Genomic DNA, 13,604 nt, shown 5'->3' with positions numbered 1-13,604 from the left:
GCCGAGCGACGACCGTAGCCGCGCAAGGAAGGCAGAGTGCTGACCGGAACTGGTCGGGCGTCAGACGCTGACAGGGGCTGGTCTGTTGGGACACATCCGGTCGCTGGCACGAATGTTTTTCTCCGACCTCGTCATGTGTCGTGCGCATGGCTAGTTTGTTGACGATTCGCCACCTCCCTTGTTGTGCAACGCAGCCGTGGGCAACGCTTGAGCGCAGCCCGGAGCGGAACGCGACGCCCCGGGTCGGGGTGCACGATCGCGTGTACCCGCCCCCACAGATGCGTGCCGCACCCAGGCGCGCCGCCCAGAGGAGGAATCCCTCGTAATGGCACGACTGCGTCGCAAGAGAATACGGTTCGCCGCGATCGCCGCGGTCGCGGCGGTCTCCGTCGCCGGTGGGCTCACCACGATTCCCGCCCAGGCCGCTCCCGCCGAAGGCACAGTGCTCGCTGCCGGCTCGCCCACAGCGGTACAGGACAGCTACATCGTGACGCTCAGGAAAGACGCCGGCTTCAAAGCGTCCTCGTCCCTGGGCAAGCACCTGGTCAAGGAGTACGGCGGCCGCGTCAACCAGACGTTCGGCAGCGCGTTGAACGGCTACACGGCCACCCTCTCCGCCGCGGAAGCCAAGCGTCTGGCCGCCGATCCGGCAGTGGCCTCCGTCGAGCAGAACCAGCGGGTCCGCCTCGCCGACACGACACAGTCCAACGCGCCCTGGGGCCTGGACCGCATCGACCAGTCCTCGCTTCCGCTCTCCGGCACCTACACCTACCCGGACAGCGCGGGCGGCGGTGTGACGGCCTACGTCATCGACACCGGCGTCCGCATCACGCACCAGCAGATCAGCGGTCGTGCCACCTACGGATACGACGCCGTCGACGGCGACACCACCGCATCCGACGGCAACGGTCACGGAACCCATGTGGCCACCACCATCGCCGGGTCCACCTACGGCGTGGCCAAGAAGGCCAAGATCGTCGCGGTCCGGGTGCTGGACAACAACGGATCCGGTACGACGGCCGGAGTCATCGCTGGTATCGACTGGGTGACCCGGAACCACTCCGGCCCCTCGGTCGCCAACCTCTCGCTCGGCGGCGGCGCCTCCGCCAGCCTGGACACGGCGGTGCGCAACTCCATCGCCAGTGGCGTGACATACGCGGTCGCCGCGGGCAACAGCAGCGCCAACGCCTCCTCGTTCTCCCCGGCCCGGGTCACCGAGGCCATCACCGTCGGTGCCACCACCAGCACGGACGCCAAGGCGAGCTACTCCAACTACGGGTCCGTGCTGGACATCTTCGCACCGGGGTCCTCGATCACGGCCGGCTGGAACACCAGTGACACGGCGACCAGCACCATCTCCGGCACCTCCATGGCCACTCCGCACGTCGCCGGGGCGGCAGCGGTCTACCTGGCCAACCACACCTCCGCCACCCCGGCCCAGGTCGCCTCGGCCCTGGTGAACGGCGCGACGACCGGCAAGGTCACCAGTCCGGGCTCGGGCTCACCGAATCGGCTGCTGAAGCTCGTTCCGTGACGGCTGCGCCCGCGACTCGATCGACGTGAACCACGGTGCCCCGGAGGCCGGCCGGCCTGCCTCCGGGGCACACCGTCACCCGTACGGTCACCCGTACGGTCCCGGTCACGCGCCGCAGATGCGCCGTGCCTGGGACGCCGTCGTGTCGCGATCGGCCTTGGCGTCGGCCACAGCTTGCTCCCCGACGAGGCCCGGGTGCCCGCCTTGAGCGATGAGGTCCTTGTACCACTTCACCGTGTCTTCGTAATCCTTCTCAGCCATCGCGGCGACCGCTTGAGCCTTGGCGCAGTCGTCCGGCGCGGCGTGAGCCGCTGAGGGGAGAGCGAAGGCCAAGGCAGCCGCGGCCGGGCCCGCGAACAGGCGTAGAGACCCCATGGGGAAACCTCCGAACGGAACGAAGGGTGCTGAGACTACGACGTGAGTTCAACCCACTGGCTCGCGTCCGCGGTGGCTACGCACCTGTCGAAAGGATTGGGGTCGCCCTGCTGCTCCTGGCAGCGCCAAGCGGTTCCGCCGACGTGGACGGTCACGGGGGAGCCACTCGAGCCGCGTGCGTAGGCATCGGCGACCTGGAGAGCGGTGGAGCAGGGCGTGCTGTCGCTGCCGAACACGGCGAGTCCGTGGACACGGTCCGCCCCGCAGTACTCGCCAGGCGCCGCGTTCGCGTTGTCGGCGGCGGACAGCGCGGTGAGGGCCGAGGCCCCCAGCACTGCGACGACCGCCAGACCGGCCCTTACTGTTCCTGCGAACGATTGCATGGGGGGACTTCCTTCTCGCTGTCGGCGGCTTCGTCACTGCGAGGCCGCCTGGCATGCGCGCCGCTTCGTGGCTGTTCAGCCGTACCGAGCTGCACAAGCGCACCTCCACCACCATCACTCATTCGGACCAGCCGTGCCAGTCGACAGCGCCTGGGCGTCGCTGACCCGGAACTCCTGGCTCCCCACCCTTGGGGTGACCAATCGGCTCAGGCCGAGAAGTCCGCCCGATGGTCCTTCGCCCACTCCGCGAACGTGCGCGCCGGAAGGCCGGTGATCTCCTCGACCGTGGGTGTGGTCTCGGGTTGGGAACCGGCCATCGCCGCGCAGGACTTCAGTAGGACTTCCCCGTCCCCGCAGGGGAGCCCGACATCCCGCTGAGCTGCAGGATCTGCGCCAGCGGGTAAGGAGCCTGCCTGCTCTGGCCTTGGAACGTGCGGCTGAAGTCGGACATCACTGCGGCGATCGGCGCGTGCCGGACGAGGGCCGACGCGGCGGCCTCCGGGATTCCTGTGGGGCGCCGGCCCCCTGCATAGGCCCGCACCAGGGCGTGACGGCCCTCCCGGTCCTCCTTCGCGTAGTCGAACAGGGCGGTCACCAGCCAGTTCACCAGATACGTGGCGGTGTAACAGCGATCGTAGGTCCGATGCCGGTCGAAGAACGCGATCTCCTCCCGCGACAGCTGGAAGCCGGATGAGACGGCGAGGCCGTAGTCCGCGAAGTAGAGGCGCCGGCCGTCGGTGAGAATGTTCTCGAAGTGGCCGTCGAAGTGCAGGAGTCCGCGGCTGTTCATGAACGAGGTGCCGGCTGCCAGGTCCCTCTCCACCATGGTGCAGGCTCGGTTGGTGGTCTCCTCTCCTGCTGCGACCTGGGAAGCCAGCCACTGGTGCAGGGTCTGCGGAATGTACTCCAGGAACAGTGCGACGCTCGCCGAGGACTGCTGGAGAGCCTCAATCCGACGGCGCACCTGCGGGGCGCCGTCCCAGTAGGCGACGGCCCGCTCGACGTCGGCCAGTTCTTCGGGCAGCGGCGTTGAGTCCGGCAGCACTCGCCAGTGGTACATCAGGGGAAAGCCCTCGTGTTCCCCTGTGAGCACCCAGTCCGTCGTCATGGTGTGCACCGCGAGCTCGCGCCAGGCTCCGAAACCCGGCCCGCCGATGATGCCGACGCCGTAGTGACAGACGACGGGCAGATCGAACAGGTTCGCCGTGGACCGGACGTGCTCAGGTCGCCTCTCCAAGTCGGTGAGGGGCACCCGCTTCACGAAGACCGGGGTTCCGGCGACCTCCAGCAGGGCCGACTTCCCGCCGATGCCGCTTCCGATCGGCACCGCCGTGTCCAAGAGCTCGTACAGGGCGTCATCACTGCGTGACGCCAGGGTTGTGGAGACGGCCCTACGGGCGGTCAGGCGTGCTTCACGCGACATGTCAGGGCACTTCACTGTGACCTCCTCCGGGTACCGACGTCAATTCTTCGGTACCGGCACCAACAGTGGGCAGTACCAGCGCATCCGGACGGCTCGCCGTGCGAGGACCTGGAACATCACCCCGTCAGTGATGTCGGCGAGCCGCCGGCGCCCTGTCCCCGGTCCGTGACGGCTTGTCACCGGCCGGCCGGCAACCGCGACGCCCGCGTCCGCGCATGTGCTGCCTCCGGTGGCAGAGACTCACCTTGCGCGAAGACGTCCGCGAACCTCGCCGCTCCCAGCGCGACGGTCGCCGCGGCGGTGGCGCGGTCGACGTCCAGGCGTTCCGCGGCTGGGAGCGGGGCTCCGGTGGCGGCGCGGGCGGCGGAGGCGGAGCCGAGCAGGAGAGCGGCGGCCTCGGGATCGCCGGCGAGGGCATGCGTGGCGGCGAGGCCCTCCAGCGCGAGGGCGACGGCCCGCGGGTCCCCGGTGGTGACAGCCGTTTCGTAACCCTCCTCGTGGAGGGCCAGCGCACACCGCGCGTCGCCGCGCAGCTCGGCGACGAAGCCCAGCTCGGCCAGGATCAGTGCGTTCGCCGCGTCGAGACCGACTTGACGATGCCAGTCCAGGACGGTGCGCATCCGTGCTTCGGCCTCGTCGAGGAGTCCTTCGCGGCGGGCGCCGAGACCGAGCCCCAGCTCCGCGTTGATCTCACCTGCCCGGAAGCCGAGTTCGACGGCGAAGCGCCGGGACCGCTCGTGGTACTCCCGGGCCGCGCCGAAGTCGCCCATGAGCAGCGCCGTCCGTCCGAGTCCGGACAGCAGGTCCGCGGCCTGGGTGGAGAGGCCGAACTCCTCGGCGGTGTTCAGGCCGTCCTGCCGCAGCCGGGCCGCCCGCTCGTAGTCGCCGTGGATCTCCGCCACGGACGCCAGCGGATACACCGACCACAACGGACCGCACGCGTCCCCGACTTCCCCGAAGAGGGCCACGCTGCGCTCCGCATCGGCCGCCGCACCGGTCAGGTCCCCCCGCAGGAGGCGCTGCACGGACCGGTCGGCCAGGGCCGCCGCCTCTCCCCAGCGCTCACCCATCGCCCGGAAACCGTCGAGCGACGCCTTGGTGAGCGCCTCGCCCTCCAGGAGGTCGCCCGTCCCGCTCAGCGCATGCGCCAGGAACCACTGTGCCCACGCCTTCACCACCGGATCAGCGAGCTGTTCGCATGCTGTGAGCGCCGCCTCGATGCGGGCGGCCCGGTCCGTGCCGTCGCCGGTCAGGACGGCGAGGCCGGTCTGCCACACGCCGGCCTTCGCCCGCAGTGCCGCGTCCCCACCGGGCAGCGCCAGCGCCGCTGTCACCGAACGCCACGCCTCACCGAGCCGGCCGCGCAGGACCCAGTACCAGGACAGCGCGTCCACGAGGCGGAGTGCGTGCCCCGTCTCATGTCTCTCGACCGCCCCCTCCAGGGCCCAGCGCAGATTGCCGCTCTCGGCGTCCAGCCGGGTCAGCCACGCGCCCTGCCCGGGGCCACGCAGTCCGGGCTCCGCGGTCTCCGCAAGCCTTGTGTAGTACTCGAGATGCCGCCTGCGTACCGGCTCCCACTCGCCCGCCTCCCGCATCCGCTCCACACAGTAGGCGGAGACGGACTCCAGCAGCCGGTACCGGGGGCCTTCGGCCCCGTCGACGGCGACCACGAGCGACCGGTCCACCAGCCGTACCAGCAGGCTCAGTACGTCTCCGGCGTCGGCCCCCACGCCCGCGCACACGTACTCGGCCGCCTCCAGCGTGCATCCCTCGGAGTGCACGGCGAGGCGCCGCAGCACGGCCCGTTCGGGTTCGGTCAGCGGTTCCCAGCTCCAGTCGATGATCGCGCGCAGTGTCCGCTGGCGGGCGGGTACACCGCGCTGACCGACGTCGAGCAGTCGGAACCGGTCGTCCAGCCGCTCCTGCAGCCGGTGCACACCCAGGGCCCGCACTCGGGTCGCGGCCAGTTCCAGGGCGAGGGGGATCCCGTCCAGCCGACGGCAGATGGCGGCGACCGAGTCCGCGTTGGACGCGTCCAGAGCAAAGCCCGGTGCGGCGGCCGCGGCACGCGCCGCGAACAGCTCGACCGCGTCCCGCGGGGCGAGTGGGGGCACGGGCCACAGGGTTTCCCCCGCCAGCGCCAACGGTTCCTGGCTGGTGGTCAGCACGGTCAGGCCGGGCGCCGACCGCAGCAGCAGTTCCACCAGTTCCGCGGCCTCGTCGACGACATGCTCGCAGTTGTCGAGGATGAGGAGCATCCGCTTGTCGCGCAGCACCTCGGCCAGCCGGTCCGCGCCGTCGAGGGGCCGTTCCCCTTCGGGCCGTACGCCCCAGTTCCCGTCGTCCCTCAGTTCCAGGGCCGCCGCGACGACCTCGGCGAGTTCGCCGGTGGAACCGGCGAGTTCGACCAGCCACTCGCCGTCCGGGAACGTGCCCCTCACCTGCTGGCCGACGGCAACCGCGATCCTCGTCTTGCCGACGCCACCGGGACCGGTGACGGTGACCAGCCGCCGCGCGGCGAGGAGTCCCCGTAGGTCGGCGACCGCACCCTCCCGGCCGATCAGATCGCTGAACGTGGCGACGATGTTCGTCCGGGTACGGACGGGAGCAGGCTTCTGCCGGGCGGCGCCGCCGCCCAGCTCCGGGTCCTGCATGAGCATCGCCCGCTGCAGCCCAGCCAGTTCGGGGCTCGGGTCGAGACCGAGTTCGTTCGCGAGCCGGCTCCGCAGCTCGTCGTATCCGGCGAGCGCCTCGCTCTGTCGGCCGGACCGGTACAGGGCCCGCAGCTGAACGGAGCGCAATCGCTCCCGCAGGGGGTAGCGCTCGACCAACTCCGTCAGTTCGCCGACCAGTTCGACATGCTCACCGCTGTCGAGGCGGGCCTCGGCGTGGTCCTCGAGAACGGCGAGCCGGTCCTCCTCCAGCCGGTTCGCGGCGGCCCGGGTGAAGGCCTCGTCGGCGAAGTCCGCGAACGCCGGCCCTCGCCACAGGCCCAGGGCATCGGCGAGCAGCCGGGCCCGCACGCGCGGATCCTGCTCGGTCCTGGCCCTGACCACCAGCCCGGCGAACCGGTGCGCGTCGAGCGCGTCTTCGGCCACGACCAGCTGATAGCCGGGTGGCCGGGACACCACCAGGCCGCGTCCGCCCGGCTCGGCCTCCTCAAGGACGCGCCGCAGTTGGGAGACCTTGGCCTGGAGTGCCCGGGTCGGGTTGCCCGGCGGCTCGTCGCCCCACAGGTCGTCGATCAGCCGGTGCACCGCCACGGGCCGTCCCGGATCCACGAGCAAAGAGGCGAGCAAGGCCCGCACCTTCAGTTCCGGCACCCGCACGGGCTGCCCGGCATCGCTCCAGACAGCTGTCTCCCCCAACACCCCGAATCGCATGCCGCCAACGGTAACCCGCAGTGGGGACGATCCTGCCGGAGCGGGGCGGGGTGACGGTCGTACCCGTGCCCGTACGGTGCCCGCGCGACATGTCGCGGCACCCACCTGGCGCCAGCGGCGAAGCCCGCTCCGAACACAGCCGTAACACCGTCCGAGCCCCGTCCGATGCGCTGCGCCCGATGGTGTTCCTCGACAGCACAACGCACCAAGTCCTTCGAAAGGAACCCATCATGAACGCGCTCACCGGCAAGACCGCCCTCGTCACCGGCGCCAGCCGCGGCATCGGCCGGGCCATCGCCCAGCGCCTGGCCGCCGAGGGCGCACGCGTCGGCGTCCACTACGCCAGCAACGAAACAGCGGCAAAGGAAACCGTGGCCGGCATCGAGGCGGCCGGCGGCAACGCCTTCGCGCTCCGCACCGAACTCGGCGTCCCCGGCGACGCGAACGCCCTGTGGGGGGCGTTCGACGAGCACGCCGACGGCCTCGACATCCTGGTCAACAACGCGGGCATCGCCGGCCCCGGCCTGATCCACGAAGTCACCGAGGCGGACTACGACAAGGTCTTCGCCATCAACGCCAAGGCCCCCTTCTTCATCATCCAGAAGGGCCTGGAACGCCTGCGCGACGGTGGCCGCATCATCAACATCTCCTCCGGTGTCACCAAGGTCGCCTTCCCCGGCATGACCTCCTACGCCGCGTCCAAGGGTGCCGTCGAGGTACTGACCCTCACGCTGGCGCAGACCCTCGGCTCCCGCGGCATCACCGTCAACGCCGTCTCTCCCGGCACCATCGAGACCGACATCCACCCCTGGATGGCCGACCCCGCCGCCAAGGCCCACGCCGCGGGCTTCTCCGTCTTCCAGCGCGTCGGCCAGCCCGCCGACGTCGCCGATGTCGTCTCCTTCCTGGCCTCCGACGACTCCCGCTGGGTGACCGGCCAGAACATCGACGTCAGCGGAGGCTCCGGCCTCGGGATCTGACCTCCGCCGACCGTCCACCCCGTCCGCCCCGCCCACCCCGTCCACTTCGCCCACGCACGGCGATCGGAGGCTCCCATGCGCCGCCCCACCCTGTTGATCCTGGCCCATCCCCGGTCCGACTCACTGACCGCCCAAGTCGCCGACCGACTGCGGCTCCGCATCGAGGAGGAGGGCGGTACGGTCGACCTCCTCGACCTGTACGCGGAGGACTTCGACCCGCGGCTGACACCCGTCGACGAACCGGACTGGGAAGACCGGGAGAAAAGCTACTCGCCAGAGGTCCACGCCCATATGGACCGGATCACCGCCGCGGACGACATCCTCGTGGTCTTCCCGGTGTGGTGGTTCGCACCACCGGCCGTCATCAAGGGCTGGATCGACCGGGTGTGGAACTACGGCTTCGCGTACGGCCGCAGCAAGCCTCGGCTCGCCGGCAAGCGGATGCTCTGGCTGGGCCTCGCGGGCGGCACCGACGCGGACTACGAGAAGACCGGCCTCGCCACCGCGATGGACGTCCAACTGCGGGTCGGCGTATCCGAATTCTGCGGCATCACCGAGTCGTCGGTGCGGCTGCTGCACGACACCGAACTCTCCGGCGTTCCGCGGGCACTGCGATCGGCACGCGTGGGTGACGTGCTCAAGGCTGCCGACGCGGCACTGGACGAACACCTGCCGCACTGACCCGCACATCGGTCGGGCCCACCCCACCGAACGAGCCCGTTCACCCCGTCCGGCGAGCAGACGCCCGGCACCCCGACCACTCCGCGAAGCGCCGCGGCCACCCCGGTGCCCACCCGGGTGGTCGAGGCGTTCGTCGTTCCCGAGGCCTCGACCGGAGGCGGGAGACGCGCCCGAACACCACCGCAACACCGTCCGAGCCGGATCCGAAACACCACCCCGCACAGTCGTCCCATGACCTCACACCCCACCTCCCAGACCCCCGGCAAGGCAGCCGGAGCCCGGCAATGGCTCGGTCTCGCCCTGCTGCTGCTCCCCGTGGCCCTCATGACCGCCGACCTCGGCGTGCTGTGGCTGGCCACGCCGTACCTCACCGCCGATCTGCGGCCCAGCAGCGCCGAAGTCCTCTGGATCACCGACATCTACGGCTTCCTGACCGCCGGAACCCTGGTGATCATGGGTACGCTCGGCGACCGCATCGGTCGCCGCAAGCTGCTGATGGCCGGCTCGGCCGGGTTCGTCCTGGCGTCACTGGTCGCCGCGTACGCCCCCAACCCGGAGGTGCTGATCGGCGCCCGCGCCGTGCTCGGTGTCGCCGGCGCGGCCGTGCTCCCGTCCACGCTCGCCCTGATCAGCCACATGTTCACCGACCCTCGTCAGCGTGCGACGGCCATCGCGATGTGGGTCACCGCGCTCTCGGTCGGTCTGGCCGTCGGACCGGTCATCGGCGGTGTGATGCTGGCGTCCTGGTGGTGGGGCTCGGTCTTCCTCATGGGCGTACCCGTCATGCTGCTCGCGCTGGCCACGGCTCCGGCGCTGCTGCCCGAGTACCGTGACCCGACCCCGGGCCGCCTGGACCTGGTGAGCGTCGCACTGTTCCTGCTGGCCGTCCTGCCCGTGGTGTACGCGGTCAAGAGCCTGGCCTCGGCCGCCTCCCCGTGGGAGCCCGCCGTCGCCTTCATGACCGGCATGATCAGCACCGTGGCATTCATCCGCCGGCAGAACCAACTGGCCACACCGCTGCTGGACCTGCGGCTCTTCAGCGACCGAGCCTTCACCGGAGCACTGCTGACCCTGCTGCTCGGGATGACCGCCCTCAACGGCGTCGAGTACCTCGTCCCGCAGTACCTCCAGGCCGTGGCGGGGCAGTCTCCACTGGAGGCCGGACTGTGGCTCCTGCCCGGAGCCGCGGGCCTGATCGCCGGCTCCCAGCTCACCCCGGTCCTCGCCCGCCGATTCCGCCCGGCGTACGTCCTGATCGGCGGCCTGCTGCTCTCCCTCACCGGCTACGCCTCCATCGCCCTGGCCGACGGGGTGGTGACCGCCTCGCTCGGGCTCACCGTCATCATGTTCGGAGTCGCCCCGATCAGCGTCCTGGGAACGGCTCTGGCGGTCGGCTCGGCACCGGCGGAGAAGGCGGGTGCCGCCGCGGCGACGGGGCAGACGGCCTACGATCTCGGTCTCGCCCTCGGTATCGCGGTCACGGGTACCCTCGCGGCCGCCGTCTATCGCGGCGAGATGCCCGACCAGGCGCCCGCCGCGGCCAAGGACACCGTCGGCGCCGCGATCGCCACCGCAGAGCGCCTGCCGAATGGTGACGCGCTCATTTCAACAGCGAAGGCCGCCTTCACCGCCGGGCTCCAGACGGCGGCCACCGCCAGCGCGGCCTTCGCCCTCGCGACCGCGGCCCTGGTCGCGACCCTGCTGCGCCACGTTCCGCCGATCGGCGCGACCGCGCCCGCCACGGCAGAACCTCAGCCGGACGCGGAGGCCCCGCAACCGGTCACGTCAACCACCTGAACGGGCGTGACGCGGTACGGAACGTCGTTGAGAACAGCCGATCACACAGGTGCGTACCAGCACCCCGGGCTGTCATGGCAGCAACCGGCGATCGCGCCGAGGGCGGCGGTTGTGCCGCCCTCGGCGCTCGATCGGGTGTCAGCGGCGGGTTTGGATCTTCAGGTCGCCCACGGTCACCTTGCGGATGTGCTCACTGGCGAGCATGTCGTGCGGGAAGCCGAGTCCGATCGCGCCGGCCTCGTCGAGGCGGGCCAGTTGGGAAGCGGTGAAATCGACCTCCAGCGCGCCCAGGTTGTCCTCCAGCTGCGCGGGGGTGCGGGCACCGATGATCGGAGCCGTCACGTCCGGGTTCTGCAGGGCCCAGGCGAGCCCGACCTGTGCGGGTGTGCGGCCCAGCTCCGTGGCGACCTCCTTCACGACGTCGGCGATGGCAAGGTTGCGTTCGGTGAGCGTGCCCAAGGCGAAGTTGAAGCTCTTGCGGGTGCCGTCGCCGGACGCGCCGCTCGTCGCGGTCAGGTCGTCGCGGCTGTACTTGCCCGTGAGCACCCCGCCTGCCAGAGGTGAATACGGGATCACGCCCAACCCCATCTCGCGCGCCATGGGGATCAGGTCACGTTCCCCGGTACGCTCGATCAGGTTGTATTCGATCTCCAGCGCGACCAGCGGCGACCAGCCGCGCAGGTCGGCGATCGTCTGCATGCGCGACACCTGCCAGGCAGGGGCGTTGGAGATCGCCACGTACAAGATCTTGCCCTGCCGGACCAGATCGTCCATGCCGCGCAGGATCTCCTCGACCGGTGTCGTGAAATCCCACACGTGCAGGTAGAGCAGATCGATGTAGTCCGTGTTCAGCTGACGCAGGCTGGATTCCACCGACGCGAACAGGCTCTTGCGGTGAGAGCCCCCGGAATTCGGGTCGCCGGGTCGGCGCAGCGTCGTGTATTTCGTTGCCAGCACCAGGCTTTCGCGGTTGTCACGGGTGAATTCGCCCAGCAGGCGTTCGGAGCTGCCATGGGTGTAGGTGTTGGCGGTGTCGATGAAATTGCCGCCGCGCTCGACATAGAGGTCGAACAGCTTGCGCGCCTCGTCCCGCCCGGCGCCCCAGCCCCACTCGGTGCCGAAGGTCGCCGCGCCCAGCGCCAGGGGTGAAACCCGCAGCCCGGAGCGGCCCAGCAGCCGGTAGGTGTCGAGGGTGAGCCACATCGTGTCCTCCTGTGCTTGCGATCTGTCGTCGAGAGCAAGCCTGTGACCCTCGCGAGCCGGGGGTAAGGGAAAGAGGTTCCTGGGAACACCAGTCCTACCCTGGCTGTTGCACCGGCCATGACGACCCGCACCGTGGACAGGGCACAGGAGCTGGCCGCGTTCCTGCGGACCCGACGCGAGCGCCTGGACCCGATTGACTTCGGCCTGCCGACGCGTCGGAAGGTCCGGCGGACCCCGGGACTGCGCCGCGAAGAGGTCGCCGAACTGGCCGGGGTCAGCATCGACTACATCGTGCGGCTGGAGCAGGCCCGCGGACTGCGGCCCTCGGCGGACGTGGTGGAGGCGCTGGCCCGGGCGCTGCGGCTGGCACCCGACGAACGCGCCTACCTCTTCGACCTGGCCCAGCGGCGCCCCCGCAAGGCCGACAGGCCCGCCACCATCGCGGCGCCGCCGTTGGCCCGGCTGGTCGCCGGCCTGTCGCCGCTCCCGGCCATGCTGATGAACCACCGCTACGACATCCTGGCCTGGAACGATGAAATGGCGAGACTGCTCCTGGACTTCGACACCCTGCCGCCGGCTGAGCGCAATTCGATGTGGCTGTGCCTGATGCATCCCGAGATACGCGAGTTCTACGTCGACCGCGAACGCGTCGTGCGGGAGGGAATCGCCCACCTACGCGCCGCGTGGGCCGCGCACCCGGAGGATCAGGCGTTGACCGAACTCATCGCCGAAATCACCACTCACGACGAGGAGTTCGCGCGACTGTGGGCCGAGCGAGACGTCAAGGTCAACGGCCGGGGGCGCAAGGCGATGCGGCATCCCGACGTCGGTGTGATCGCGGTGCACTTCGAAGTGCTCATGCCGCTCCAGGACATGGACCAGCGGTTGATGATCTGCCGCGCCGCGGACGAGGAGAGCCAGTCGGCACTGGACCGGTTGTGCGCAGCGTGACGAGCGTGACGTAGGACCGTCCACTCGCGCACCTCCATCCGAGGCAGCATCGTCACGCCGTCCGGAGCCGGTCGCGGTGCGGTCGGCCGACACGCTCGCGGGGGTCAGTAATCGAGGCTCGGGTACCAGTCGCCGCGGCCCTGCGGGGTCAGGTCGAGGAGGTGCCACACGGGGGCCAGGAGGTCGATGCCGCGCTGGTCGATGTCGTCGGCCATGCGTGGATGGGTGGAGTAGAAATGGCGGACCGTGCCGTCGCTGTCGCGGGTGAAGACGGAGACGGTGGAGTCCTGCTCTCCGTCCTTGTCCTCGCTGCCCAGGTCGTACTTGAACGTGCTGTCGCCGCAGCTCAGAAGCCGTAGCCGGTCCCAGCCGCGCTTGCGGGCGTGCTGCCGCAGGGCGGGCGGGTCGGCGGCCGCCGCGATGACGAAGTCGGCGTTGCGGGCGATGTGGGCGGCGATGCCGTTGAAGCCGTCGATCCACAGGGTGCACATCGGGCAGGGGTCGGTCTGCAGCTTGCCGTACATGAAGTGGTAGACGATCAGCGGGCGGTCCGGCGCGGTGAACAGCCCGCTCAGGGTGACCTCGCGGACCGGTGTGTCGCCGGCCTCGAGGTCGTCGGGGCCCTCGATGAAGAGGTAGTCGTCGACGGGAGGTCCTGGCGGGAGTGCCCGTCGCTGGGCAGCGACCTTCTCGCGGTGGCGCATGAGGTCGATCTCGGCCTGGCGTAGCTCTTCCCGGGCGGCGAGGTGGTCCGCCGGTTCCCCGGCCAGTCTGGTGTGCCGCAACATCGCGTCCTCCTGGTGTGGCCACCCCCCTGTCCCCGGTCCGGATCCCGGGCCCTCGCTCCCCGCGCCTCCGAACCGGTCCCCCAAGTCTATGGCGGCTCCAAGGGTC

Annotated in this window: 11 protein-coding genes; 5 read left to right on the top strand and 6 right to left on the bottom strand. The window is 70.4% G+C overall.

What is annotated here, in order from left to right:
* The first annotated feature begins 325 nt into the window (after positions 1–325).
* Positions 326–1,534, top strand: a complete 1,209-nt coding sequence (locus RM812_RS12600) for a S8 family peptidase (protein ID WP_311572574.1) — start codon at positions 326–328, stop codon at positions 1,532–1,534.
* Positions 1,535–1,639: 105 nt separating this feature from the next.
* On the opposite strand, the gene RM812_RS12595 is transcribed toward RM812_RS12600, so the two are convergent.
* The 4 genes from RM812_RS12595 to RM812_RS12580 all read right to left on the bottom strand — a co-directional run bounded on the left by RM812_RS12595 (position 1,640) and on the right by RM812_RS12580 (position 7,098).
* Positions 1,640–1,795 (bottom strand): hypothetical protein, encoded by a 156-nt coding sequence (locus RM812_RS12595; protein WP_311572573.1) that lies wholly within the window; start codon positions 1,793–1,795, stop codon positions 1,640–1,642.
* Positions 1,796–1,944: 149 nt separating this feature from the next.
* Positions 1,945–2,292, bottom strand: coding sequence for a hypothetical protein (locus RM812_RS12590; RefSeq protein ID WP_311572572.1), 348 nt, complete (start codon positions 2,290–2,292; stop codon positions 1,945–1,947).
* Positions 2,293–2,623: 331 nt separating this feature from the next.
* The gene (locus tag RM812_RS12585; RefSeq protein ID WP_311572571.1) at positions 2,624–3,715 is read right to left on the bottom strand and encodes a protein kinase family protein; all 1,092 of its coding nucleotides are present in this window, start codon (positions 3,713–3,715) and stop codon (positions 2,624–2,626) included.
* Positions 3,716–3,891: 176 nt separating this feature from the next.
* Positions 3,892–7,098: a BTAD domain-containing putative transcriptional regulator gene (locus RM812_RS12580; RefSeq protein WP_311572570.1), complete on the bottom strand. Its 3,207-nt coding sequence runs from the start codon at positions 7,096–7,098 to the stop codon at positions 3,892–3,894.
* 230 nt (positions 7,099–7,328) lie between these two features.
* Here RM812_RS12580 and RM812_RS12575 point away from each other — a divergent pair, with 230 nt between their 5' ends.
* The 3 genes from RM812_RS12575 (at position 7,329) to RM812_RS12565 (ending at position 10,556) form a co-directional block, all read left to right on the top strand.
* Positions 7,329–8,078, top strand: a complete 750-nt coding sequence (locus RM812_RS12575) for an SDR family NAD(P)-dependent oxidoreductase (RefSeq protein ID WP_311572569.1) — start codon at positions 7,329–7,331, stop codon at positions 8,076–8,078.
* Positions 8,079–8,153: 75 nt separating this feature from the next.
* Complete coding sequence (locus tag RM812_RS12570; RefSeq protein ID WP_311572568.1) at positions 8,154–8,759, top strand: NAD(P)H oxidoreductase; 606 nt, start codon at positions 8,154–8,156, stop codon at positions 8,757–8,759.
* A gap of 231 nt (positions 8,760–8,990) precedes the next feature.
* Positions 8,991–10,556, top strand: a complete 1,566-nt coding sequence (locus RM812_RS12565) for an MFS transporter (RefSeq protein WP_311572567.1) — start codon at positions 8,991–8,993, stop codon at positions 10,554–10,556.
* A 138-nt stretch (positions 10,557–10,694) separates the two neighbouring features.
* Here the strand turns inward: RM812_RS12565 and RM812_RS12560 are convergent, their stop codons facing one another.
* The gene (locus RM812_RS12560; RefSeq protein ID WP_311572566.1) at positions 10,695–11,759 is read right to left on the bottom strand and encodes an aldo/keto reductase; all 1,065 of its coding nucleotides are present in this window, start codon (positions 11,757–11,759) and stop codon (positions 10,695–10,697) included.
* A gap of 117 nt (positions 11,760–11,876) precedes the next feature.
* Here RM812_RS12560 and RM812_RS12555 point away from each other — a divergent pair, with 117 nt between their 5' ends.
* Positions 11,877–12,710 carry a helix-turn-helix transcriptional regulator gene (locus RM812_RS12555; RefSeq protein ID WP_311572565.1) on the top strand — a complete coding sequence of 278 codons (834 nt, stop codon included), beginning with the start codon at positions 11,877–11,879 and terminating at the stop codon, positions 12,708–12,710.
* Positions 12,711–12,814: 104 nt separating this feature from the next.
* Here RM812_RS12555 and RM812_RS12550 read toward each other — a convergent pair whose 3' ends face one another.
* Entirely contained in the window at positions 12,815–13,498 is a 684-nt protein-coding gene (locus RM812_RS12550; protein WP_311572564.1) for a DUF899 family protein, read from the bottom strand.
* Positions 13,499–13,604 lie beyond the last annotated feature (106 nt).

It is taken from the genome of Streptomyces lancefieldiae, from assembly GCF_031845825.1.
Classification (GTDB): domain Bacteria; phylum Actinomycetota; class Actinomycetes; order Streptomycetales; family Streptomycetaceae; genus Streptomyces; species Streptomyces lancefieldiae.
The sequence above is the reverse complement of the archived record's forward strand: the minus strand, read 5'-3'. Positions and strand labels throughout refer to the sequence as shown.

Coding starts and splice junctions, on each gene's coding strand:
- RM812_RS12600 (WP_311572574.1), top strand. CDS start 326: ATGGCACGACTGCGTCGCAAGAGAATACGGTTCGCCGCGATCGCCGCG.
- RM812_RS12595 (WP_311572573.1), bottom strand. CDS start 1,795: ATGGCTGAGAAGGATTACGAAGACACGGTGAAGTGGTACAAGGACCTC.
- RM812_RS12590 (WP_311572572.1), bottom strand. CDS start 2,292: ATGCAATCGTTCGCAGGAACAGTAAGGGCCGGTCTGGCGGTCGTCGCA.
- RM812_RS12585 (WP_311572571.1), bottom strand. CDS start 3,715: ATGTCGCGTGAAGCACGCCTGACCGCCCGTAGGGCCGTCTCCACAACC.
- RM812_RS12580 (WP_311572570.1), bottom strand. CDS start 7,098: ATGCGATTCGGGGTGTTGGGGGAGACAGCTGTCTGGAGCGATGCCGGG.
- RM812_RS12575 (WP_311572569.1), top strand. CDS start 7,329: ATGAACGCGCTCACCGGCAAGACCGCCCTCGTCACCGGCGCCAGCCGC.
- RM812_RS12570 (WP_311572568.1), top strand. CDS start 8,154: ATGCGCCGCCCCACCCTGTTGATCCTGGCCCATCCCCGGTCCGACTCA.
- RM812_RS12565 (WP_311572567.1), top strand. CDS start 8,991: ATGACCTCACACCCCACCTCCCAGACCCCCGGCAAGGCAGCCGGAGCC.
- RM812_RS12560 (WP_311572566.1), bottom strand. CDS start 11,759: ATGTGGCTCACCCTCGACACCTACCGGCTGCTGGGCCGCTCCGGGCTG.
- RM812_RS12555 (WP_311572565.1), top strand. CDS start 11,877: ATGACGACCCGCACCGTGGACAGGGCACAGGAGCTGGCCGCGTTCCTG.
- RM812_RS12550 (WP_311572564.1), bottom strand. CDS start 13,498: ATGTTGCGGCACACCAGACTGGCCGGGGAACCGGCGGACCACCTCGCC.